We start from the raw sequence: 21,547 nt of genomic DNA, 5'->3' as shown, positions 1-21,547 counted from the left end.
GCCCCGGCGGGGTTCAGGTGCCGATGCCCGTCAGCAGCAGGTCCACCGTGCCCTCCAGGAAGGCGTCGTCCAGGGGGGCGCGGGTCAGCAGCAGGCGGGTGTGGAGCGGGCCCGTCAGGGCCTCGAAGGCCAGGCGGCGGTCGACGCCGGGGCGGAGTTCGCCGCGGGACTCGGCCCGGTCGAGGACCGTCGCGCCGACCGCGAACCGGGTGGTCCAGAACTGGTCGCGGGCCGCCTCGTACTCCGCGAGGTCCTCCTGCACCGCCATGCGCAGCAGCAGACCGCCCAGCGGGGTCCGGACGAAGGCGGCGGTGTCGTGGAGGAGGGCGAGGAGGTCGGTGCGGAGGCTGCCGGTGTCGGGGGTGGGGAGGTCGGCGGCGGTGCGGTCGAGGACCGCGTCGAGGGCGAGGGCGGACTTGGTGCCCCAGCGGCGGTAGATCGACGTCTCGTGGACGCCGGCGCGCTGGGCGACCTCGGCGATCGACAGCGCGTCGGCGCCGCGCTCCAGGACGACGTCCACCGTCGCCTGCAGCACGGCGGCGCGGACGCGGGCGCTGCGGCCGCCCGTTCTGCGGGCGGCGGTGGCGGGCTGGCGGCTGCTTTCCGGCATCCCGCCAACGTAGCGCAGGTCAGTGCGGCGCCGGCCGGTCGGCGCGGGGGCGGGGGAGAGCGGCGACGAGCGCCGCGGTCGCGGCGGTGAGTGCCATGCCGCCGGCCGCGAACACGGTGAACAGCGTCCAGAAGTCCGGGGTGAGAACCATCGGGGGTGCCTCCAGCCAGTTAACGCAGTAGGTCTTGCTTTAAGGTACGACTCCGCTCGCATCTAATGCAAGTTGACTTGCGTTACGTGCATCACCGTGATGTGCGGAGTACGTTCATGGCAGCCCGGCACACCCCGCCGACCAGCCCGAGGAGCCCGCATGACCGGCGACTTCGCCCCGTTCACCGCCGACGACTACCGCGCCCGCATGCGCCACGCCGCCCGCGCCGCAACCGGCGCCGGGCTCGCCGGGCTGCTCGTCGCGCCCGGCCCCGACCTCCTCTGGCTCACCGGCTACGCGCCGCCCGCCGCCACCGAGCGGCTCACCCTGCTCGTGCTCGCGCCCGGGGCCGATCCGGTGCTGGTGGTGCCGAAGCTGGAGGCCGGCGACGCCGCCAAGGCGGCCGGCGGGCCGGCGTTCACCCTGCGCGACTGGACCGACGGCACCAGCCCGTACGCCGTGACCGCGCCGCTGCTCGACCCCCGCGGCCGGTACGCCGTCAGCGACGACGCCTGGGCGCTGCACCTGCTCGGGCTCCAGCGCGAACTGCCGGACTCCGGCTACGCCGCCGTCTCCGACCGGCTGCCGATGCTGCGCGCCGTCAAGGACGACGCCGAACTGGCGCGGCTGGCCGCGGCCGGCGCCGCCGCGGACGCCGCGTACGAGGAGATCAGGAAGGCGCGCTTCGCCGGCCGCAAGGAGTCCGACGTCGCCGCGGAACTGGCCGCGCTGCTGCGCCGGTTCGGGCACTCCCAGGTCGACTTCACCGTCGTCGGCTCCGGCCCCAACGGCGCCGACCCGCACCACGAGGCCGGCGAACGGGTCATCCGCGACGGCGACATGGTCGTGCTCGACTTCGGCGGCCTCGTCCACGGCTACGGCTCCGACACCACCCGCACCGTGCACGTCGGCGAGCCCACCGCCGAGGAGCGGGAGGTCCACGACGTCGTGCGCGCGGCGCAGGAGGCCGGCTTCCGTGCGGTCCGTCCCGGCGCCGCCTGCCAGGACGTCGACCGGGCGGCGCGCCGGGTCATCGACGACGCCGGCTACGGCGAGTACTTCATCCACCGCACCGGGCACGGCATCGGCACCACCACCCACGAGCCGCCGTACATGATCGAGGGGGAGGAGCAGCCGCTGGTGCCCGGCATGTGCTTCTCCGTCGAGCCCGGCATCTACCTGCCGGGCCGCTTCGGCGTACGCATCGAGGACATCGTCACCGTCACGGAGACCGGCGGGCGGCGGCTCAACGACACGGCCCGCGAGATGGCGATCGTGTCGTAGACGCCGATCCCCACCCGGTGCCCGGTCGGTCCCCAGCCGGTCCCAGCCGGTCCCAGCCGGCCTTCGGCCGCTCCTCAGCCGGTACGGCCGCGGCGCCGCCCGCGCGCCCGCGGCAGCCGCCGCAGCCCGTTCTCCAGCAGCGCGAACGCGTGCTCGGCGGCCGCCACCGCGCCCGGGTAGCGGTCGGCTGCGGACTCCCCGTACGCCAGCCGCTCGGCGTTCTCCCGGGCCAGCGCCCACTGCACCGCGACGATCTGGGCGGCGGCCAGCCGCGCGGTCGGCTCGGGGACGGCCGCGGTCTCCCGCAGCGCGTCGGCCAGCGCCCGCTCCGCCCCGGTCCTGAACCGCTCCATCCGGGCCGCCAGCGAGGGCGTGTCCAGGATCATCCGGTACAGCGCCCGGACTTCGGGCCGGTCGTCGAGTCCGGTGGCCGTGGCCCGCTCCCGCAGCCCGCGCAGGACGTGCTCGCGCAGCGCGGCCACCGGCGCGGTGCGCGGCGGGCGGGCGCGTACCGCGCGGGCGGCGTCGGTCTCGTGGTCGGCGAGGCGGTGTGCGACGAGGTCTTCCTTGCTCGGGAAGTACGCGAAGAGCGTGCGCTTGGACACCTCCGCGGCCTCGGCCACCTGGGCGACGGAGACCGCGGCGAAGCCGTGCCGCAGGAACAGGGTGACCGCCGCCTCGGAGAGCGCCTCCCGGGTCCGCTGCTTCTTGCGCTCGCGCAGCCCTGGTTTGCCGTCCACGGCGTCACCGTAGCAAACGGGTATCCCGGGAAGATTTCTCCACCGGGTGCAGGTTTGCGCCCGGCGCGCAGGCTCACGCCTGCCCGGTGTCGAAGTGGCTGATGCGGTCGCCGTCGACGGTGAAGGACCAGCGGGTGCGCATGCCGCCCCAGGTGGAGTTCGTGTACGTGGCGACGAGCGACCGGCCGTCGGGGGCGACGGACTCGACGTCCATGTGGCCGGCGGAGGAGAAGACCTCCTTGTCGGTCCACGCGGCCAGGTCCCGCTCGGTGCCGTCGTCGGTCATGGTCGCGTCGTCGGTCAGGAGCGCGAAGAAGGCGTCCCTGTCACCGGCGTTGAGCGCCGCGACGAAGGCGGCCACGACGGGGTCGGTGGACTGGGCGGCCATGGGGCACCTCCGGATTTGCTGCCGTGACGCGCACGCGCCGCGTGCGCCACCTCGCCGTCATTGTCCCGCCGACCCGCCGCCGCCGCAGTTCCGCGGCCGCCGCCCGGACGGGGGCCGGGCTCAGCCGCCCCGCTTGACCCCGTCCACCACGACGTCCGCCACCGAGTCGTAGAACGCCACGTACCCCGCCAGCGGCGCGGCCTCGGGCAGCGGCTCCTCGTACGACCACGCCACGTCCGCGCGCTCTTGCGTCCCCTCGCCGCGGTACGTCAGGTAGGACGCGAAGCCCTTGTACGGGCAGCCCGTGCGCGTCTGCGTGGGCTCGAAGAGCTCCAGCCGCACGTCCTGGGGCGGCAGGTAGAACTGCGCCGGCAGCCCGGTCTCGAAGACCGCCAGCGGCCGGCGCGACTCCGCGACCACCCGCCCGTCGATCGCGACCCGCACGTGCCGCGCGCTGCGCACCGCGTCCACCCGGTGGTACGGGTCCTGCGGGCCCACCAGCCGTTCCTCGTCCTCCTCGTACCAGTGGTCCAGCGCCGACCACCGCACCGACACGTGGTCCGCCAGGGCGGCGTCCCCTTCGTACGTCCGCACCGCGTCCGGCACGAGGTCGGTGCGGACGTCGCGGCGCGGGAAGGCGTACGTCACGTACGGCTTGCCCGCCTCCCGCACCAGCAGCGCGGCCCCGCTGTCGACCACGAGTTCGCCGCCGAGGGTGCCGCGCACCCGCCGCTCGCTCGGCTCCCAGGTCCTGGTGTCGAAGGTCAGCATCTTCCTACCTCCCGGCGGTCAAGATCTGTCAAAGGCTGTCAACGTCAACACCCGCGAAGGACCGGGGCTTCCCGGCCGGGAGCGCGCCCATGCACCGCCCCGCCGGAGCGTGGTCCGCAGGCCACCCGCAGGTCGGCCCCCGGCCGCCGACCGTTGCGGAGCAGGGCGTTCCGCCTCCGCCCGGATCGCGGACTTCCTTGACACTCCCGATTGGTATAGGCCAGTATCCGGCATTGGTCTGTACCAAGTATCTCCTCGCCACGTCAGCCCGTTCCGACCCGCCTTCCACTCCACTCGCACCCGTCGCGCGCCCGGCCCCGCAGTCCGCCGCGGCCGCCGTCCCGCCCCTGCTCCCGCGGAGGTCTCCATGGCAGCCAACAACCCCGAACTCGCCCGGCTTGCCAACTCGGTTCTCCAGCCGGGGTTCGTGGGCACGACCGCGCCCGACTGGCTGCGCCGCAGAATCGGCGAGGGCCTGGCGTCCGTGGTCCTGTTCGGCCGCAACATCGTCCACCCCGAGCAGGTGGCCGCCCTCACCGCCGAGCTGCGCGCCGAGAACCCCGGCCTGATCATCGCCATCGACGAGGAGGCCGGCGACGTCACCAGGATCGAGGCCGGCACCGGCGCCACCCGCCCCGGCAACCTCGCCCTCGGCGCCGTCGACGACGTCGAGCTGACCGAGCAGGTCGCGTACGACATCGGCCGCCAACTGCACGCCATGGGCGTCTCGCTCAACTACGCCCCCTCCGCCGACGTCAACTCCAACCCCAAGAACCCCGTCATCGGCGTCCGCTCCTTCGGCGCCCGCACCGACCTCGTCTGCCGGCACACCGCCGCCTGGATCCGCGGACTGCAGTCCGCCGGCGTCGCCGCCTGCGCCAAGCACTTCCCCGGCCACGGCGACACCAGCGTCGACTCCCACCACGGCCTGCCGCACGTCGCCGCCGACGCCCGCGAGATCGCCCGCACCGCGCTGCCGCCGTTCACCGCCGCCATGGAGGCGGGCGTACGCACCGTCATGACGGCGCACATGCTCATCCCCGCCTACGACGACACCCTCCCCGCCACCCTCAGCCCCCGCATCATCCGCGACCTGCTGCGCGACGAACTCGGCTTCACCGGCCTCGTCGTCACCGACGGCATCGAGATGGGCGCCGTCTCCGACCTGTACGGCATCGACGGCGCCACCGTCCGCGCGCTCGCCGGCGGCGTCGACGCCGTCTGCGTCGGCGGCGAGAACGCCGAGGAGTCCGTCACCACCGGCCTGACCGACGCCATCGTCGCCGCCGTGCGCGACGGCAGCCTGCCCGAAGAGCGGCTCGCGGAAGCCGCCGCCCGGGTGCACGAGTTCGCCGCCTGGTCCGCCGCGCTGACCCGCGGCGTCCCGGCCGGCGACCCCCGCGGCGGCGACGGCTCCGACCACGAGATCGGCCTCGTCGCCGCCCGCCGCGCCGTCCGGGTCCACCACGACCCGGCGGGCCCGGCCCGCTTCCCGCTCGCCGGCGATCCGCACGTCGTCGAGTTCTCGCCCGTCACCAGCCTCGCCATCGACGGCCGTACGCCCTGGGGCGTCGCCGAACCGCTGCGCGCCCTGCGCCCCGGCACCACCTCGGTGCGCATCGGCGAGTCCGAGCTGACCGGCGCGGCCGGCGCCGCGGACGTGCTCGACGGCCGGGCGCTGCGCCCGGCCGACGGCCGGGAGCTGGTCGTCGTCGTCCGCGACGCCGCCCGCCACCCGTGGATGTGGCAGGCCCTGGCCGACCTGCTGCGGCGCCGGCCCGACGCGCTCGTCGTCGAGATGGGGCTGCCCGCCGAGGACCGGCTCGGCGCCGTGCACCTGTCGACCCACGGGGCCACGCGCGTCTCCGGCATCGCCGCCGCCGAGGTGCTCACCGGCGCGGTGTGACGGCAGCACGCAACGAGTTCCACTTCTGGAGGACGTTCCATGCCCGACCCCGGCCCGTACCTTTACCGTGCCGCTTCCGACACCCCGTACTTCAGCGCCGACGGCGAGTCCTACCTCGCCCGCACCCCCTTACGCGACATCCGCAAGTCCCGCCCCCTGCGCGTGCTGTCCGACGAGGACCACGCCCACTGGCAGACCTACGGCTACGTCGTGGTCAGGGAAGCGATACCGGCGGCAGCCGCCGCCCTGCTGCTCGACTTCGCCTGGGACTTCCAGGGCCTGGACCCCGACCGCCCCGAGACCTGGTACGAGGACCGCGAGTTCCGCTCCGACCTCGACCGCGACCTGCACGTCTACGGCTTCGTCGAGGCGTACCAGCACCAGTTGATCTGGGACAGCCGCCAGACCCGCCGCGTCTACGACGCGTTCGCCGACGTCTGGGACTGCGACGAGCTGTGGGTGACGCTCGACCGGCTGAACCTCAACCCGCCCAACGTCGGCAACCGCAGCCGCACCCTCATCGAGCCCACCGACACCGGCTTCGACATCGAGCTGCACTGGGACGTCGACACCACCCTCGCCGTCCTCCCGCAGCGCGTGCAGGGCATCATCGCGCTCAACGACACCCGTCCCGACCACGGCGGCTTCCAGTGCGCGCCCGAGCTGTTCCGCGACTTCGAGAAGTGGAAGCTCGGCCAGCCCGCGGACCGCGACCCGATCCGGCCGGACACCGACCGGGCCGAGTTCCCCGTCGTACGCCCGGAACTGGCCGCCGGCGACCTGCTGATCTGGAACGGGCTGCTGGCCCACGGCGTCGCCGCGAACGCCTCGGAAAACGGCGTACGCGCCGTGCAGTACCTCTCGATGATGCCCGCCCTGGAGGAGCACGAGCGGCTGCGCCGCTCGCGCGTCGAGTCCTGGCGCACCCTGAGCACCCCCGACTGGAACGCCACCCTGCTCGGCGACTCCCGGCGGCACGAGTCCGAGCGCTACGGCCCCGCCGCGCTGACCGGCCTCGGCCGCAAGCTCCTCGGGCTCGACTCCTGGCGCGGGCCCGCGCCCGACGCCGCCCCCGGCGGCACCGCCGGGGGCCGGGCCGCGGCGGAGCCGGAGCGGACGGGGGAGCCGTGGCACGCATCTGCCTGACGCTGCCCACGAACCGCGCCTGCGCGGCGGCCATCGCCGCCGTCCACGAGGAAGCCGTCCACGCCGCCGCCCACTTCGGCGCCGAGGTGCACTTCCTGATCCTCGACTCCGCCGCCGCCCGCGACCGCGAGGGCCACGCCGCCGCGGTCGCCGGGCTGCCCCGGGTGCCGGGGGTCGTCGTGCACCACCTCGGCGAGGCCGAGCAGCGTACGTTCCTCGCCGCCGTGCTCCGCCGCGCCCGGGTCGCGGGCGCGGAGAAGCTGCTGCGCCTGCTGCTGCCCGACGCCGTCTCCTACGGCGCCTGCACCGACCGCGCGTTCCTCCTCGCCGCCGCCCTCGGCTGCCGCTCGGTGCACCGCCGGGACTCCGACAGCCGCTACCAGACCGCCGGCGGCCGGCCCGTCTTCCCGGTCCACCACGAACTCGCCACCCTCGGGCTGCCCGCCGCCGACGCGGCCCGCCGGGTCGACGCCGACGCGCTGGACCCGCTGCACGCCCACAAGCCCGTCTCGCTCGTCGGCGCCTCCTTCGTCGGCGAGATGTCCGTCGACATCGCGGAGATCCACGACCTCGACCCCGCCGTCTACCACGACGTCGTGAGCCTCTGGGCGCCGCCGCACTGGCCCGAGGAGGACAAGCGGGCGCTGGTCGAGGAGTCCTTCAAGGGCGCGGGCACCGAGGCGTTCGGCGGCGACCACGCCGTCCTCGGCGCCGTCGACCCGATGCGCGTCGACATGTGCAACGTCGCCTTCCACCGCGGCGTGTACGAGGCCGTACCGCTGCCGCCCGCCACCGACACGATCGGCAGCGACTACTTCCTCCTCCACCTCGTCCACGACGCCACCCTGCCCGGCGTCCTGCACAACCGGCACATCGTCAACTACCACACCGGCGAGCGGAAGACCGGCGCCGGCTTCACCGCCTACCAGATGCGGTTCGCCAAGTTCCTGCTGTCGATGCGGTACTTCAACGTCGTCTACGGCGAACTCGCCGCCGCCGGCGCCGCGCTCCTCGACGACCGGCACCGCCCGCGCGCCGCCGCCGTCGGCGAACCGGTCGCGCGCAGCGCCCGGCTCGACCGCGACGAGAACGTCATGCGGCTGACGGCCCTGGAGATCGCGTACCGCAAGCTCGGCGGCAGATACGCGGAGTTCGCCGGCGTGCTGGCCGCCCGCGGCCCCGACCTGCTGGACGAGGCAGCCCGCGACATGGCCGACTTCGCGCTGCTGATCGCCGCGTGGGAGCCGCTGGTACGGGCGTGCGCGGCGACGGACGTGCCGGGGACCGCCCGGTGACCGCGGCGGTACGGCCCGCCCGGCCGGCCCCGCCGGCGCCCCCCGCGACCACCGCCGCCGTGACCGAGCGGCTGCGCGCGGCACTCGCCGCCGCCGACGACGACCGGATCATCTACGACCTGCCCGGCATCGAGGAGCGCTACGACGAGCTGCGGCGCCGGCTGCCCGGCGCCGACGTCAGGTTCGCGATGAAGGCGTGCCCCGTCGACGAGGTGCTGGCCCGGCTCGCGCAGAAGGGCGCCGGATTCGACGCCGCCAGCCCCGGCGAGGTCGCGCAGGCGCTCGGCGCCGGCGCGCCCGCGGCCCGTATCCACTACGGCAACACCGTCAAGTCCGACCGCGGCATCCTCGCCGCGCACCGCCTCGGCGTCCGCGACTTCGCCACCGACAGCCCCGAGGACGTCCTCGCCATCGCCGCACTCGCCCCCGGCGCACGGGTGTTCTGCCGGCTCGCCACCACCGGCGAGGGCGCGCTGTGGGGGCTCAGCCGGAAGTTCGGCTGCACGCCCGAGGAGGCGGTGCGGGTGCTCGCCGGGGCGCGGGCCGCGGGGCTCACCCCCTCCGGCCTCTCCGTGCACGTCGGCTCCCAGCAGATGACGGCCGCGGCGTGGCGCCGCGCCTTCGACACCTTCGCGGACGTGCTGGCGGCCCTGGCCCGGCGCGGCATCCACCTCGACCACGTCAACCTCGGCGGCGGCCTGCCCGCGCTCGGCTACCGCGACCTGCGCGGCCGGCCGCTGGTGCCGGAGCTGGACGAGACGTTCGCGGCGATCCGCGCCGGCATGGCGCGGCTGCGCGCCGCGGCCCGCGACCCGCTGCGCTTCGTCGTCGAGCCGGGCCGTCACCTGGTCGCCGACCACGGTGCGATCAGGGCGCACGTCGCGCGGCTCTCCTCGCGCCGGCAACCGGACGGCGGGCGGGGCTACTGGCTCTTCCTGAGCTGCGGCAAGTTCAACGGCCTCTACGAGGTCGACCAGTTGCAGTACCCGCTGGTGTTCCCCTCCCACGGCGCCGCCGCGGAGCTGGTGCCGGCGGTCGTCGCCGGACCCACCTGCGACAGCGACGACGTCGTCGCGGAGGGCCGCGTACCGGTGCAGGTGCCCAGGGCGGCCGCGTCCGGGGATCCGGTGTGGATCCTCTCCAGCGGCGCGTACGCCGTCAGTTACATGACCCGGGGGTTCAACGGTTATGGCCCGCTACCGCACACCTGCCTGCGCGCCGGCTGACGTGCGCGTCCGGCACATCGCCGCCCACGACTGGGGCGCCATCGCCGCGCTGGAGGACCGCACGTACGCCGACCGGGCGCTCGCCGAGGGCCGGGCGGCCCTGGAGTCCCGCGGCCGGGCCTCGCCCGGCACCTGCTTCGTCCTCGACGCCGACGGCGCCCCGGAGGGCTACTTACTGGCGCTGCCCTACCCGGAGTTCCGCTGCCCCGACCTGCGCGACGCGGAGGAGTCCCGGCACGCGACCGACAACCTGCACCTGCACGACATCGTCGTGGCCGAGCACCTGCGCGGCACCGGGCTCGCGGGGCGCCTGCTCGCCCGGCTCGACGCCACCGCCCGCGCCCGGCGGTTCCGCCGGATCTCCCTCGTCGCCGTCGCCGGCACCGCGGCGTTCTGGACCCGCCGCGGCTACCGCCCGCACTACGACGTGGCACCCCCGGCCGGCTACGGCCCGTGGGCGGTCTACATGTCCAGGGAAGCGGGCCGGTGACGATGCCGCGGATACGCGACGAATTCCGCCGCGCCCAGGTGGCCATCGCGGCGCTCTTCTGCTTCCTGGGCTTCCAGTACGTCACCTGGGTGTCCCGGCTGCCGCGGGTCAAGGACGAACTGGACCTGACGGCGACCGAGCTGGGGCTGCTGCTCATGGCCTGCGGCGCGGGCGCGGCGGCCTCCTTCCCGCTGGTCGCCCACCTCATGAAGGCGATGGGGGCCAAGCGGCTCGCGTTCGCCTCGGCCGGCGCCCTGCTGCTGTTCCTGCCAGCGTTCGCCGCCGCGCCCGGATACCCGGTCGCGCTGGTCGTCGTCGCGGCCGACGGCGTCGCCGTGGGCTGCCTGAACGTGGCGATGAACGCCCAGGGCGCCGCGCTGGAGAAGATCCACGGGCGCACGGTGATGGCGAAGATGCACGCCACCTTCAGCGCCGGGTCGCTGGCCGCCGCGCTGCTGGCGTCCGCCGTCCAGACCGCGACCGGGGAGATGGCCGCGCACTTCGCGGTGGCCGCGGTGCTGCTCCTCGCGCTGCTCGCCGTCGCCCGCACCGGGCTGCCCGCCGAGGACGGCTTCCGACAGCCGGAGAAGGAGCGGCGCCGCCGGCGGCTGCCGTCGCGCGTCACGCTGTGGATGGGGTGCGCGATGGCCTTCGGCACGATCACCGAGGGCGCCATGAACGACTGGTCGACGCTCTACCTGGAGGACGTCGCCGACGCGGCCCCGGAGATCGCGCCGCTGGGCATCGCGGTGGTCTCCGTGATGATGGTCGTCGCCCGGCTCTTCGCCGACGGCTGGCGCACCCGCTGGGGCGACGGCACCGTGGTCAGGCTCGGCAGCGCGCTGGCCGGCACGGGCCTCGCCCTCGCGGTCCTCGCGGGCGGGGTGGTGCCGGCGCTCCTCGGGTTCGCGTGCGTGGGGCTGGGCGTCGCGGCCGTGACGCCCTGCGTGTACGTCGCGGCGGCCCGGGAGGGGCCCGACGCGCTGTCCCTGGTGGCGTCGATGGGCACCACGGGGCTGCTGGGCGGGCCCGCGCTGATCGGCTTCATCGCGGGTGCGGCCGGGCTGGCGTGGGGCATGGCCGCCGTCGCCGCGTCCGCGCTGCTCGTCTCGCTGTGTACGACGCGTATACGCTGGCCTGCGCTGAGCAGCGCCTGAGTGCCGGGGGCGCGAACGGGGCTGCGCGGAGGGGCTGTTCGAAACGGGGGTGAGACGGCGATGGCGGAGCACGCGCGAGGCCGGCCGCCGGAGCGGGGCTGGGGCGTACCCGGGGAAGCGGCCCGGGCGGCGGGGGCTGGGGCTGCGGTTGCGGGCGGCGCCGGCGCGGCCGCGGGCGGGCCCGGGGCGGCGGTGCGGGTCGCGGACGCGCCCGGCGGTGCGTTCGCGGGCGTACGGGTCACGCCCGGCGCCGCCGCGCCGCCGGGGCTGCCCGGAGGCGCGCGGGTCTGGGCGTTCGACGCCGGGCCCGGCGCCGAACCGGACCTGGCGGCGCTCGACGACGCCGAGCGGCAGCGGCACGCGAGCTTCCTGCGCCGGGCCGACCGGATCCGCTACGGCGTCGCCCACGCCGAGCTGCGCAGGCTACTGGGCGAGCTGACCGGCACCGCGCCCGCGGCGCTCCGCTTCGGCCGGAGCGCCTGCCCCCGGTGCGGCGGCCCGCACGGCCGGCCGGTGCTCGAACGGCCCGCGGACGGCCCGGAGTTCTCCCTCTCGCACGGCGGCGGGCTGGTGCTCGTCGCCGTCGCCCCCGGCCGGGTGGGCGTCGACGTGGAGCCGGTCAGGGCCGCGCCGCCCGAGCCGGGCCTGGTGGAGCGGCTGCACCCGGCGGAGCGCGCGGTGGTGCGGACGGCGCCCGAGGCGCTGCGCTCCGCCGCGTTCACGCGGCTGTGGACGCGCAAGGAGGCGTACCTCAAAGGGCTCGGCGTGGGCCTCGGCCGGGCCCTCGACGCGGACGACGTCTCCACCGGCGTGCCGGGCTGGCACCTGGTCGATCTGGCGCCGGGGAACGGCCACACGGGGGCGCTGGCCGTGGCGTCCGCGGGCGCCGTGGACAACGCCGTGGACACCGCCCTCGAAATGCGCGAACGCGGCGCCGAATTACCCTGATCCGGTGCCGCCCGCAGCCGTCCGGGTTCATTCCGGTTCGGCTCTGCGGCCCGGTTCCACGCCGAAAGCGGCACCGAGCCCGAATTCCGGCATGTTGATATAGCGGGCCTCGTAGGATCCCGGCCGCACGTGGTACAGCTCGTGCCAGATGCCGACGTCCCCGCCGCTGCCGACGGCGCGGTTGAACCACTTCCAGTACGCCCTGTGCCGGTGTTCCTGTGATTTCGAGAATTCCTCGATGTGCGCGGCGGAACGCCAGTACTGCACGACCGTGATCGTACGCCCTCTGCGGCTCATTCTGCTGCCCAGCAGCCCGAGTTCCGGATCCTCGCCGAGTTCCCCCAGCAGCTTCGGCATCGCGGTGAACGCCGGCCACCACCTGTGCACCTTCCAGAGGTAATTGATCCGCATTCCCACCAGGAAGAGCACGAATCCATGGCCGGTGTCGACATTCACCCTGCCCTGCTCTATCCGCGCCATGTCGTCCGGGTCCTTTCCGGGGGTCGTCGCGCTCGCCGAGCCGGTCGCCGTCATCGTAGAGCGTCCACCCCCGGGCAACATCCCCTGTACAGGGGGCAGTTGAGGTGCCTAATAGGCCAACATCCGCTGTTGCCCCCCGAGTGCGGACATGTCCGGCAAATATTTTGCGAAAAAAGAATGGTTCAGACCAACGGATTGCATGTACGATGACGCTCGCTCGAACGAAGAACCGAACGTGCGTTGGCCTCCGGTCACCGCCCGACTACTGTTCGTCACGCTCTGGACACGGCACCACATAACCCTCGCTGCACGGCCTGAAGTTCATCATGCACCCGAACGGACAGGTACTTATGTGGAAGGCGGCCCGCGTGGAGATTCCGGTGGACTCCGCGCAACAGCCGGGAAGAAACGGCAACGAACTCGACGAAGGCGCAGCGCCCTTGCCCGCGCGGGCGGGGAAGGTTACCGGCAAGTTGTTCACAGAAACCCCCAAGGCGGGTGCGAACAGGACGCATTCACTGCTGAATGTGGGATTCCGCGATGTCGGCGACCCCGGCAGGACACGCTCGCTCGACGTCCACGCCCTGCTGTTCGACATGGACGGCACACTCGTGGAATCCGCGGCCGCAATGGACCGCCACACCCGCATGTGGGCGAGGCGCCATTCCCTCGATCCCGAGAAGGTCATACGCGCCTCCCACGGGCGCCGCGACATCGACGTCATCCGCGAACTGGCCCCGCACGCCGACCCGCACGCCGAGCTGGCCTGGTTCGACCACCTGTCCTGCACCGACGCCGCCGGCGTCCGCGCCGCACCCGGCGCCCCGCGGCTGCTCGACGCCCTGCCCGCGCGCCGCTGGGGGCTGGTGACCTCCGCGACCCGGAGCGTCGCCCGCAGCCGCATGGCGGCGGCCGGACTACCGCTGCCCGACGTCCTGGTCTGCGCCGAGGACGTCACCGCGGGCAAGCCCAGCCCCGAGGGGTATCTGACCGCCGCCGCCCGCGTCGGCGCACCCCCGTCGTACTGCCTCGTGATCGAGGACGCCGACGTCGGCCTGCGCGCCGCCCGCGCCGCGGGCATGCCCGCGCTCGCGGTCGCGGGACCGCCGGGCCCCGTCCACGGCCACCGGATCGCGGGCCTCGGCGCCCTCTCCGTCACCGCCGACTGACCCACCACCCAGCCGTACATGCCGCCCCCCGTGCCGACGGGGGCCGCGGTCACGGCTGCCGTTCTCACGCCACGCGAAGGGGAGGCGGAGATGGACCTCAGAACCGCACTGCTGCTGCCGGGCCAGGGCGCTTACCGGCCCGGCGCGTTCGCCGGGCCGGTAAGCGCCCCGGTCGCCGAGCTGCTGGCCGTCGTCGACGGAGTCGCCGCCGAGTTCGGCCACGCCCCGGTCTCGCCGCTGCTCACCGACGCCGGCGCCGGCGCCGATGCCGCGGACGGCCGCCGGCTCGCCGAGACCGACCCGTTCGCACTCCAGCTCGCGATCTACGCGGCGGCGCTCGTGTACGCCCGCGAGGTCGACCTGCGCGCGCCCGCCGACGTCGTACTCGGCCACAGCATGGGCGAGATGGCCGCCGCCGCCCACGCCGGCTGCTTCACCGCCGCGGACGGTGCCCGCATCGCCGCCCACCGCGCCCGCGCCCTGGATCACGGCGCGGCCGGCACCGGCGGCATGCTCGCCCTCACCCTGCCCGCCCGCCGCGCCACCGCGCTGCTCGCCGCCGCGGAGCTGCCGGGCGCCCGGCTCGCCGTCGTCAACGCGCCGCGGCACGTGGTCGTCTCAGGACCGGGGGACGCCCTCGGCCGCCTCGCCGCGCTCGCCGACGTCCTCGGCGTACGGGCCGTCCGGCTCACCGCGCCGTACCCGTTCCACAACCCGCTGCTGGCCACCGCCCAGGCCGGGTTCGCGGCGGCGATCGAGGACATCCCCGAGCGCCCGGCGCAGCGCCGCCTGTACTCGCCGGCCCTCGGCGGACTCGTCACGGACGACACCGACGTGAAGGCGTCGCTGGTCGCGCAGATGACCCGGCCCGTCGACTTCCTCGCCGCGCTGCGCGAGTTGCAGACGTACGGGCTGGAGTCGGTGGTGGAGTGCGGCCGCGCGGGACTGGGGGAGCTGGTGCGGCAGGCGGCGGGCTGCGGGGCGCAGACGGCGGACAGATGGCTCGCGACGGGTACGGGGGAGGGGACCGCGGCACCGGTCGCGATGCCGCCGGCGCCTCTGGCGCCTCCGGCGCCCGACCCCGGTGCGCGGGCGGCGGTCCCGGCGCCCGCGGCGCGGGAGTTGCCCGCGGCGGCGGTACCGGCGGCGGAGCCCGCCCCCGTGCACGTACCCGCGACGGCGCCCGTGGCGCCGGATCCCGCGGCGGCCCGGCCCGCGGCGCGAGTCCCCGGTCCCGCACCCGTACGTGCGACGGAGTCCGGCGGGGCGGCGGACCCGGCCGCCTCTTCCGCACCCCCCACCGGGGCCGTGCCACCCGGTTCTGCCGCGGCCGGGCCCGGCCCCGTACCCGCGCCTGCACCCGCGGGGCCCGCCGCAGGCCCAGACGTGCTCGCCGCGCTTCAGCAGGTCTACGCCGACCGGCTCGGGTACCCCGTCGAAGCCATGGACCCCGACGCCGACCTCGAAGGCGACCTCGGCATCGACTCGCTCAAGCGCATGGAGGTGCTGAGCACGCTGATCGACCGCTTCGGGCTCCACCACGTGGCCGACGACACCCGCTTCGCGCTGCAGTCCACCCTCGGCGGCCTCGCCCGCCTCATCGACGAGACCGGCCGCACCACCGCCCCCACCGCCGTACGGGCCGATGGCTGACGGCACCGGGGACGGCGCTCCCCGCCCGCCGCGCTACCGCGTCGCGGCCGCCGCCGCCGACCGCGCCGCCGCCGAAGCCGCCGCGGCCGCGCTGCGGGCGCGCGGCCTGGACGCCGCCGTGACGACCGCGGGCTCCCTGCCGTCGCTCGCGGCCGGTGAACCCGTCGACCCCGGCGCGATCGTCGCCGTCGGCATGGGCCTGGCCGTGCCGGGCGCCGGCTCGCCCGACGAGCTGTGGGACCTCCTGCGCGACCGCGTACCGCAGTTCGGCGAGCCCGGGGACCGCATGGACATCGACGCGCTGTGGTCCGCGGACCCGGCCGCGCCGGACAAGACGTACACCCGCACCTCCGGCTTCATCCACGACCTGCGCCCCCACCCGCGGCTGCGCGCCGAACTCGCCGCAGGCCGCGCCCCGCAGCGCGAACCGAGCGGCTGCTGGCTGCGGCACAGTGTCCTCCAGGCGCTCGACGGGGTGCGTCTCGGCGCCGGTACGCGCACCTTCGCCGCCGTCGGCATGACCGCGGACGGCGGCCACGCCGCCGAGCACAGCCTCCTGCGGCACGGCGCCCGGCTGCTCGCCGGGCCGGCGGCCGCCGATCCGGACCCGCTGGCCGCGCTCTACCCGGCCGGCTCGCCCGACCTCGCCGACACCGCGCCGTACCGCGTCGTGCGCGACGCGCTCGCCGGCATCACGGACCCGGTGGAGACCGTCGTCGTCGACACGGCCTGCTCCTCGTCCCTCTACAGCTTCGACTTCGGCATGCGCGCGCTGCGCGAGGGCCGCGCGGACGTCGCACTCTGCGGCGGCACGTACTCCGTCAACGCCCAGACCATGGTGCTGTTCGCGAAGCTCGACGGGCTGGCCAGGGGCGGCCGCGTGCGCTCGCTGGACCGCGGCGCGGACGGCGTGCTGTTCTCGGACGGCGCCGCGGTCGTGGCGCTCAAGACGTACGCGCGCGCCCTCGCCGACGGCGATCCGGTCCTGGGCTTCGTCCGCGGCTTCGGCGGCTCGTCCGACGGGCGCGGCAAGGCGGTGTACGCGCCGAACCCCGCCGGGCAGCGGATCGCCCTCGAACGGGCCTGGGCGGCGGCCGGCGTCGGGCCCGGGGACGTCGACTGGATCGTCGCCCACGCGACCGGCACCGCCGCCGGCGACCAGGCGGAGCTCCAGGCGCTGGCCGCCGCGGCGCCCGGCAGGCGGTGGACGCTGACGTCGAACAAGTCGCTGATCGGCCACACCGGCTGGGCGGCGGGCGCGGTCAACGTCATCCACGCGCTGCTCGCGCTCCGCCACGAGGCGATCCCCGCGCAGCACCTCCACACGGAACCGATCGCGGGCGCGGCCACCGTTCCCGTACGGACCCTGCCGTGGCGGCCGTCGGCGGGCCGGGCCCGTACGGCGGGGGCCTCGGCGATGGGCTTCGGCGGCACGAACGCGCACGTCGTCGTCAGCGACCGCCCGGGCCCCGCCGCCTCCGCGGCCGCGGAGGCGGCACCGGTCGTGGTCGTGGCGACGACGGCCCTGGAGCCGCCGTCGCCGGCCCCGGTCTTCGGCGCGTCGTTCCCGGCGCCCGCGCCGCTGGAGGTGCGGCTGCCGCCCGCGGTGCTGGAGCGGCTGGACCGCAGCCAGCTCATGGCGCTGCGGTGCGCGCTGGAGCTGCGGTCCGGGTGGGAGGATCCCGAACTCCTCGCCAGTACGGGAGTGTTCGTCGGCCACAGCGGTCAGGTGCGGCAGGCGCTGGCGTGCACGCTGCGGGCGTACCTGGACGACATCGGGGCGCGGGCGGAGGGGGACGTGTCCGCGCTGGCGGCGGGCGTACGGGCGCTGGCACCCGCGAGCAACAGCGACTCCCTGCCGGGGCTGATGCCCAACATCATCGCCTCCCGCGTGGCCCAGCTCCTCGACCTGCACGGCCCGAACATGACCCTGGACGCAGGCCCCGACTCCTCCCACGCGGCCCTGGCGGCGGCCTGCCGCCACCTCGCGACGGGCGGGCTGTCCGCGGCGGTGGTGATCGGCACGACGGCGGCGGCGGAGATGGTGACGCCACCGGCGGGCGGGATCACGACGGAGACGGCGGCAGCGGCGGTCCTGATGCGCCGGGAGGAGGCGGAGGCGCGGGGACTGCGGGTGCTGGGGGAGTTGCGGGTCTCGCCGCCGGCGGGGGCGGGAGCGGACATCCGCGGAGTCGACGGTACGGCCGCGGCGGAGGAGCCGGCGGTGGCCGGCGGGCCGGGTGCCGTGCCCGGCGCATGCCGGGCTGCGGCGCCGCGGCCGGCGGCCGACCGCCCCCTCGCCGCGTCGAGCGCCGGCACGGCGGAGACGGTGCCGTACTTCCACGCCGCCGAAGGGCTCGTCGCCCTGCACCGCGCCGTGCGCGCGAACGACGCGGCGGCCGAGCTGACCCCGGTCCTGCCTGGCACCCCCGCGCTCACCTACGCACCGGAGTCGCCCGCGGCGCCGGACCGGCTCGGCGACCTGCGCCCGTACGTCCTGCGCCTGAAGCGCCTGGACCGCCCCGAGGTGCGCCCCGCGCTGCCCGCGCTCCCGCCGGACTCCCTGGTGCTGACCAACGCCCCGGAGGCGCTGGCCGGTCTCGAACTGCCGCCCGGCTGCGCCGTCGCGGCGCCGCGCGCCGCGCACCCGGCGCCGGCACCGGACGTCCACGTACTCGACGCCCCGGAGGACCTGGCCGGCATCCTGGCGGGCCGCGGCCTCCGCCACGTACGCGTCCTCTTCGACACGTCGCACCGCCCGGGTGCCGCGGCGGACGCGGCGCCGGGGCGCGTGTCCGTGCCGAGGGCGGCGGACGGCGACGCCGTCCCACCCGGGGGAGTGGCGCACCCGCCCGCGGTGCCGCCGGGCGGCGAACCCGCCCCGGCGCACGCGGCGTCCGCGGCTCACGGCATCCACCGGCCGTCGGGCGCTCCCCGGCCCGCCGCCCTGCCGGGCGACGCCCTCCCCGCCGCCGCCCTCGAACTGCACGACCTCGCCTTCGCCGCCGCGCACCTCCTTGCCGAACCCCTCGGCACCCGCGGGTCCTTCGCCGTCCTCGTCCTCGACCCCGGCGCGCCCGCGCCCGGCCCCGCGACCGGGCTCTTCACCGGGCTCGTACGGGCGCTCGGTGCCGATCTGCCGGGCGCACTCGTCTACGCCGTCGTGGCCGACGTCCCGGACCTCGCCGCCGGTCTCGACCTGCTGCACCGGGAGTCCGCCGTCGAGCGGCATCTCGGCGTCGCCCACCACCGCCGCGGCGTACGGGCGGAAGCCGTGCTCGCGCCCGCCGGCGAGCGGCCCGCCGCCGCCCCGCTGCCGCGATCGCCCGTCGTCGTCGCCACCGGCGGCGGCCGGGGCATCACCGCCGAACTCGTCGACCAGCTCGCCGGGCTGTCCCGCCCCGCCGCGATCTGGCTGCTCGGCTCCGGACCCGCCCCCGGCCCCGGGGACCCCGCGGAACCCCCCGCCGACCGGGCCGCCGCCCTGCGGCGGCTGATGGCCGAGCACCCCGGTGCGAAGCTCGCCGAGCTGAACCGCCGCCACAACCGGGCGCTGCAAGCCGCCGAGCGCGGCCGCACCCTCCGCCGGCTCGCCGCCCGCTACGGCGCCGACCGCGTGCACTACCGGCAGTGCGACGTGCTCGACCCCGCCGCGCTGCGGGCCGTGGCCGCCGAGATCGCCGCGGCCGGGGGCGCCGACGTCGTCGTGCACGGCGCCGGCGTCGAGCGGGCCACGGCGCTGCGGCGCAAGACGCCCGCGGAGTTCCGGGCCGTACGGGACGTGAAGGTACGCGGCTGGCTCCACCTCCGCGCCGCCTTCGCCGCCCACGACCCCGCGCTGTGGCTGGCGATCAGCTCGGTCACCACCGTCGTGGCCCGGCCCGGCGAGGCCGACTACATCTCCGCCAACGAGTTCCTCGCCCACGCCGCCGCCCACGCCCGCGCCACCACGGGCGCCGACGTGCACGCCCTGGTCTCCGGCCTGTGGACCGAGAGCGGAATGGTGACGCACACCCAGGTCCAGGACGCGTACCTCGCCCGCGAGGACAACTTCACCCACCTCGACGACGCCCTCGGCCGCCGCTACTTCCGCACCGAGCTCCTGCACCGCGGCGGCGGCGCCCGCACCTCCGTGTGGCTCGGGGAGACCGAGTGGCGCATGCTCGCCGCCGCCGCGCCGGAGCTGCGCGCCGCGGGCGCGCCGCCGGCGCCCCCCGCGGGGGCCTTCGTCCACGGGCCAGGCGCGCCCGCGGAAGGCGGCGGCACGGCCTGGGAGGTGTGCCTCGGGCTGGACGATCACGGGTACCTGCGCGACCACCGGGTGGACCGACGGCCCACCCTGCCGGGGACGTTCATCATGGAGATCGCCGCCGAGGCCGCCGCCGCGGCCGGTGCCGGACGGCCGGTGGCGATCGTGGACGCGGTGTTCGCGCGGTTCGTGCGCGCGGCGGACGAGCAGTGGCCGCGGCGGCTGGTGGTCACCGCCCGGGCGGAGTCGGCAGGACGTGTCCGGGTGGTCGTCGCCGGCCCGCCCAGGGGGCCCATCCCGGCGCAGGAGTACAGCCGGATGACGGTCCTCCTCGACGCCTCGTACGGTCCACCGCCCGCCCCCGGGCCCGCCGCGGACGGCCTCGTGCCCGCCCGCGACGCCTACGCGCTCGCCGGTTCCCCGGTCCTGCTCCGCGGCGTGTTCGACTCGCTCCGCGAACTCCGTACGGGCCCCGCCGGCGGCTCCGCGCAACTGCACCTGCCGGCCCCCGGACACCTCGGCCCGCTACGGGACTTCCTCCTGCCCGCGCTGGCCATGGACAGCCTCCTCCGGGCCACCGCCGCCGCCACCGCCGCCGAAGCCACCGCCGCCGAAGCAGCCGCCGTGCCCGTCCCCGTGCCCGTCCGCATCGACCGGTTCGACCTCTTCGCCCCCGGCAACGACGCCGTGCTCGCCGAGGCCCCCGCCCCGGTAGACCTGCGCCACCGCACCGCCGCCGACGGCACCGTCGCGCGCTGCGAGGCGGTCGGTGACGGGGGCAGGGTGCTGTTCGCCTTCACCGGGCTCGCGACCCGCGACAAACGGGCCGCGGCGACGCTCGCCCCCCGCCCCGCGGAGCCGCGGCGGGACCCCGGCCCGCCGCCCCCGTCCCGTACCGCCGCCGGAAGGAGCGCCCGATGACCGCCCTGTACGACGTGGCCGCCCACATCGCGCCCGTGTCGGTGCCCATCGCCGACCTCGCCCCCCGCCTCGGCGTCGGCGACCGCGACCTCGCCCTGTTCCACCGCTACTTCGGCCTCCGCGACGTCCGCATGTCGCCCGGCGCGGGACTGCGCGAGATGACGGTGGCCGCCGCCCGCGAGCTGACCGCGCTCCCGGGCAACGAGCACCGTGTGTCGTACGTCGTCAGCGCCCGCACCATCCCCATCGGCTCCCGCGCCTCGCAGAACGCCGTGCACGACGCCGCCGACGAACTCGGCCTCGGACACGCCGCCGTCTTCACCGTCACCCAGCAGGCGTGCTCCTCGGGACTCGCCGCCGTGGACCTCGCCGGGCGGCTCCTCGCCGAGGACGGCGACCCCGGCGCGCTGGCGCTCGTCGTCGCGGGCGAGAAGGCCGACTGGCCCACCGCCCAGCTCATCCCGGGCACCACCGTGATGGGCGAGTCCTCGGCCGCCTGCCTGGTCTCGGCGGGCGGCGGCGGCGACGTGCTGCGCAGCTACGTCACCCGCACCTTCGGCGAGTACCACGACGTGAAGCTCCCGCCGCCGCGCGGCGAGGAGTTCGAGCGGCGCTACGCGGAGCGCCTGACGACCGTGATCCGTGAGGCGGTGGCCGCGGCCGGGATCTCACTGGAGGACCTGGCGTGGATCCTGCCGCACAACGTCAACCGCATCTCCTGGGCCAAGGCCGCGCAGCTCCTGGACTTCCCGCGCTCGCGCATCTGCCTGGACAACGTCGCCGCGCTCGGGCACTGCTTCGGCGCCGACTCCTTCATCAACTACGTGACCCTGCGCGACGCCGGCCGGCTCCGCGAGGGCGACTGCTACCTGATGGCCGCGGTGGGGCTCGGCGCCACCTTCGCGGCCGCGGTGTTCCGCCACTGACGGTGGGCCGCCCGCCACGGACACCGCCACGAACGCC

At 75.9% G+C, this 21,547-nt stretch carries 18 protein-coding genes; 12 read left to right on the top strand and 6 right to left on the bottom strand.

Annotated features, from left to right (window positions below; all coding sequences use genetic code 11):
- Nucleotides 1-13: 13 nt before the first annotated feature.
- Complete coding sequence (locus tag ACFYVJ_RS10600) at nt 14-610, bottom strand: TetR/AcrR family transcriptional regulator (protein ID WP_388888772.1); 597 nt, start codon at nt 608-610, stop codon at nt 14-16.
- A 19-nt stretch (nt 611-629) separates the two neighbouring features.
- Nucleotides 630-761: a hypothetical protein gene (locus ACFYVJ_RS10595; protein ID WP_388888769.1), complete on the bottom strand. Its 132-nt coding sequence runs from the start codon at nt 759-761 to the stop codon at nt 630-632.
- 159 nt (nt 762-920) lie between these two features.
- Here ACFYVJ_RS10595 and ACFYVJ_RS10590 point away from each other — a divergent pair, with 159 nt between their 5' ends.
- Nucleotides 921-2,045, top strand: a complete 1,125-nt coding sequence (locus ACFYVJ_RS10590; RefSeq protein ID WP_388888766.1) for a M24 family metallopeptidase — start codon at nt 921-923, stop codon at nt 2,043-2,045.
- A gap of 74 nt (nt 2,046-2,119) precedes the next feature.
- On the opposite strand, the gene ACFYVJ_RS10585 is transcribed toward ACFYVJ_RS10590, so the two are convergent.
- The 3 genes from ACFYVJ_RS10585 to ACFYVJ_RS10575 form a co-directional block, all read right to left on the bottom strand.
- The gene (locus ACFYVJ_RS10585; RefSeq protein ID WP_388888763.1) at nt 2,120-2,785 is read right to left on the bottom strand and encodes a TetR/AcrR family transcriptional regulator; all 666 of its coding nucleotides are present in this window, start codon (nt 2,783-2,785) and stop codon (nt 2,120-2,122) included.
- A gap of 73 nt (nt 2,786-2,858) precedes the next feature.
- Nucleotides 2,859-3,173: a nuclear transport factor 2 family protein gene (locus tag ACFYVJ_RS10580; RefSeq protein WP_388888761.1), complete on the bottom strand. Its 315-nt coding sequence runs from the start codon at nt 3,171-3,173 to the stop codon at nt 2,859-2,861.
- 120 nt (nt 3,174-3,293) lie between these two features.
- A complete protein-coding gene (locus ACFYVJ_RS10575) occupies nt 3,294-3,944 on the bottom strand; it encodes a DUF427 domain-containing protein (protein WP_388888758.1) in 651 nt (216 codons plus the stop codon).
- A 367-nt stretch (nt 3,945-4,311) separates the two neighbouring features.
- On the opposite strand from ACFYVJ_RS10575, the gene ACFYVJ_RS10570 reads away from it, so the two are divergent.
- From ACFYVJ_RS10570 to ACFYVJ_RS10540, 7 genes are read left to right on the top strand one after another with little or no spacing between them, the layout of a single operon-like run.
- A complete protein-coding gene (locus tag ACFYVJ_RS10570; protein ID WP_388888755.1) occupies nt 4,312-5,850 on the top strand; it encodes a glycoside hydrolase family 3 protein in 1,539 nt (512 codons plus the stop codon).
- A 39-nt stretch (nt 5,851-5,889) separates the two neighbouring features.
- Nucleotides 5,890-6,996, top strand: coding sequence for a phytanoyl-CoA dioxygenase family protein (locus tag ACFYVJ_RS10565; RefSeq protein ID WP_388888751.1), 1,107 nt, complete (start codon nt 5,890-5,892; stop codon nt 6,994-6,996).
- Nucleotides 6,978-8,291, top strand: coding sequence for a DUF6271 family protein (locus tag ACFYVJ_RS10560; protein ID WP_388888749.1), 1,314 nt, complete (start codon nt 6,978-6,980; stop codon nt 8,289-8,291). Before ACFYVJ_RS10565 ends, ACFYVJ_RS10560 begins: the two co-directional genes overlap by 19 nt.
- Nucleotides 8,234-9,517 carry a type III PLP-dependent enzyme gene (locus ACFYVJ_RS10555; RefSeq protein WP_388888745.1) on the top strand — a complete coding sequence of 428 codons (1,284 nt, stop codon included), beginning with the start codon at nt 8,234-8,236 and terminating at the stop codon, nt 9,515-9,517. Before ACFYVJ_RS10560 ends, ACFYVJ_RS10555 begins: the two co-directional genes overlap by 58 nt.
- Nucleotides 9,480-10,007 carry a GNAT family N-acetyltransferase gene (locus tag ACFYVJ_RS10550; protein ID WP_388888742.1) on the top strand — a complete coding sequence of 176 codons (528 nt, stop codon included), beginning with the start codon at nt 9,480-9,482 and terminating at the stop codon, nt 10,005-10,007. Before ACFYVJ_RS10555 ends, ACFYVJ_RS10550 begins: the two co-directional genes overlap by 38 nt.
- A gap of 2 nt (nt 10,008-10,009) precedes the next feature.
- On the top strand, nt 10,010-11,164 hold the full coding sequence (locus tag ACFYVJ_RS10545; protein ID WP_388889340.1) for an MFS transporter: 1,155 nt from the start codon (nt 10,010-10,012) through the stop codon (nt 11,162-11,164).
- Nucleotides 11,165-11,224: 60 nt separating this feature from the next.
- The gene (locus tag ACFYVJ_RS10540; protein WP_388888739.1) at nt 11,225-12,112 is read left to right on the top strand and encodes a 4'-phosphopantetheinyl transferase family protein; all 888 of its coding nucleotides are present in this window, start codon (nt 11,225-11,227) and stop codon (nt 12,110-12,112) included.
- 27 nt (nt 12,113-12,139) lie between these two features.
- Here the strand turns inward: ACFYVJ_RS10540 and ACFYVJ_RS10535 are convergent, their stop codons facing one another.
- Complete coding sequence (locus tag ACFYVJ_RS10535; RefSeq protein WP_388888735.1) at nt 12,140-12,646, bottom strand: DUF4188 domain-containing protein; 507 nt, start codon at nt 12,644-12,646, stop codon at nt 12,140-12,142.
- Nucleotides 12,647-13,119: 473 nt separating this feature from the next.
- On the opposite strand from ACFYVJ_RS10535, the gene ACFYVJ_RS10530 reads away from it, so the two are divergent.
- The 4 genes from ACFYVJ_RS10530 (at nt 13,120) to ACFYVJ_RS10515 (ending at nt 21,510) form a co-directional block, all read left to right on the top strand.
- The gene (locus tag ACFYVJ_RS10530) at nt 13,120-13,761 is read left to right on the top strand and encodes an HAD-IA family hydrolase (RefSeq protein WP_388888732.1); all 642 of its coding nucleotides are present in this window, start codon (nt 13,120-13,122) and stop codon (nt 13,759-13,761) included.
- Nucleotides 13,762-13,851: 90 nt separating this feature from the next.
- Nucleotides 13,852-15,414: an acyltransferase domain-containing protein gene (locus ACFYVJ_RS10525; RefSeq protein ID WP_388888729.1), complete on the top strand. Its 1,563-nt coding sequence runs from the start codon at nt 13,852-13,854 to the stop codon at nt 15,412-15,414.
- The gene (locus ACFYVJ_RS10520) at nt 15,407-20,584 is read left to right on the top strand and encodes an SDR family NAD(P)-dependent oxidoreductase (RefSeq protein WP_388888725.1); all 5,178 of its coding nucleotides are present in this window, start codon (nt 15,407-15,409) and stop codon (nt 20,582-20,584) included. The genes ACFYVJ_RS10525 and ACFYVJ_RS10520 overlap by 8 nt, the downstream gene beginning before the upstream one ends.
- Nucleotides 20,581-21,510: a 3-oxoacyl-[acyl-carrier-protein] synthase III C-terminal domain-containing protein gene (locus ACFYVJ_RS10515; protein ID WP_388888722.1), complete on the top strand. Its 930-nt coding sequence runs from the start codon at nt 20,581-20,583 to the stop codon at nt 21,508-21,510. Before ACFYVJ_RS10520 ends, ACFYVJ_RS10515 begins: the two co-directional genes overlap by 4 nt.
- The last annotated feature ends 37 nt before the right edge of the window (nt 21,511-21,547 follow it).

The sequence above is a fragment of the Streptomyces sp. NPDC004134 genome (assembly GCF_042874195.1).
Classification (GTDB): domain Bacteria; phylum Actinomycetota; class Actinomycetes; order Streptomycetales; family Streptomycetaceae; genus Streptomyces.
This window is presented reverse-complemented; position numbering and strand designations above follow the sequence as displayed.

Bases quoted from the DNA above. Each gene is read 5' to 3' on its own strand.
- ACFYVJ_RS10545 (WP_388889340.1), top strand. From the start codon at position 10,010: ATGCCGCGGATACGCGACGAATTCCGCCGCGCCCAGGTGGCCATCGCG.
- ACFYVJ_RS10565 (WP_388888751.1), top strand. From the start codon at position 5,890: ATGCCCGACCCCGGCCCGTACCTTTACCGTGCCGCTTCCGACACCCCG.
- ACFYVJ_RS10580 (WP_388888761.1), bottom strand. From the start codon at position 3,173: ATGGCCGCCCAGTCCACCGACCCCGTCGTGGCCGCCTTCGTCGCGGCG.
- ACFYVJ_RS10515 (WP_388888722.1), top strand. From the start codon at position 20,581: ATGACCGCCCTGTACGACGTGGCCGCCCACATCGCGCCCGTGTCGGTG.
- ACFYVJ_RS10590 (WP_388888766.1), top strand. From the start codon at position 921: ATGACCGGCGACTTCGCCCCGTTCACCGCCGACGACTACCGCGCCCGC.
- ACFYVJ_RS10535 (WP_388888735.1), bottom strand. From the start codon at position 12,646: ATGACGGCGACCGGCTCGGCGAGCGCGACGACCCCCGGAAAGGACCCG.
- ACFYVJ_RS10570 (WP_388888755.1), top strand. From the start codon at position 4,312: ATGGCAGCCAACAACCCCGAACTCGCCCGGCTTGCCAACTCGGTTCTC.
- ACFYVJ_RS10540 (WP_388888739.1), top strand. From the start codon at position 11,225: ATGGCGGAGCACGCGCGAGGCCGGCCGCCGGAGCGGGGCTGGGGCGTA.
- ACFYVJ_RS10550 (WP_388888742.1), top strand. From the start codon at position 9,480: ATGGCCCGCTACCGCACACCTGCCTGCGCGCCGGCTGACGTGCGCGTC.
- ACFYVJ_RS10595 (WP_388888769.1), bottom strand. From the start codon at position 761: ATGGTTCTCACCCCGGACTTCTGGACGCTGTTCACCGTGTTCGCGGCC.
- ACFYVJ_RS10520 (WP_388888725.1), top strand. From the start codon at position 15,407: ATGGCTGACGGCACCGGGGACGGCGCTCCCCGCCCGCCGCGCTACCGC.
- ACFYVJ_RS10600 (WP_388888772.1), bottom strand. From the start codon at position 610: ATGCCGGAAAGCAGCCGCCAGCCCGCCACCGCCGCCCGCAGAACGGGC.
- ACFYVJ_RS10525 (WP_388888729.1), top strand. From the start codon at position 13,852: ATGGACCTCAGAACCGCACTGCTGCTGCCGGGCCAGGGCGCTTACCGG.
- ACFYVJ_RS10575 (WP_388888758.1), bottom strand. From the start codon at position 3,944: ATGCTGACCTTCGACACCAGGACCTGGGAGCCGAGCGAGCGGCGGGTG.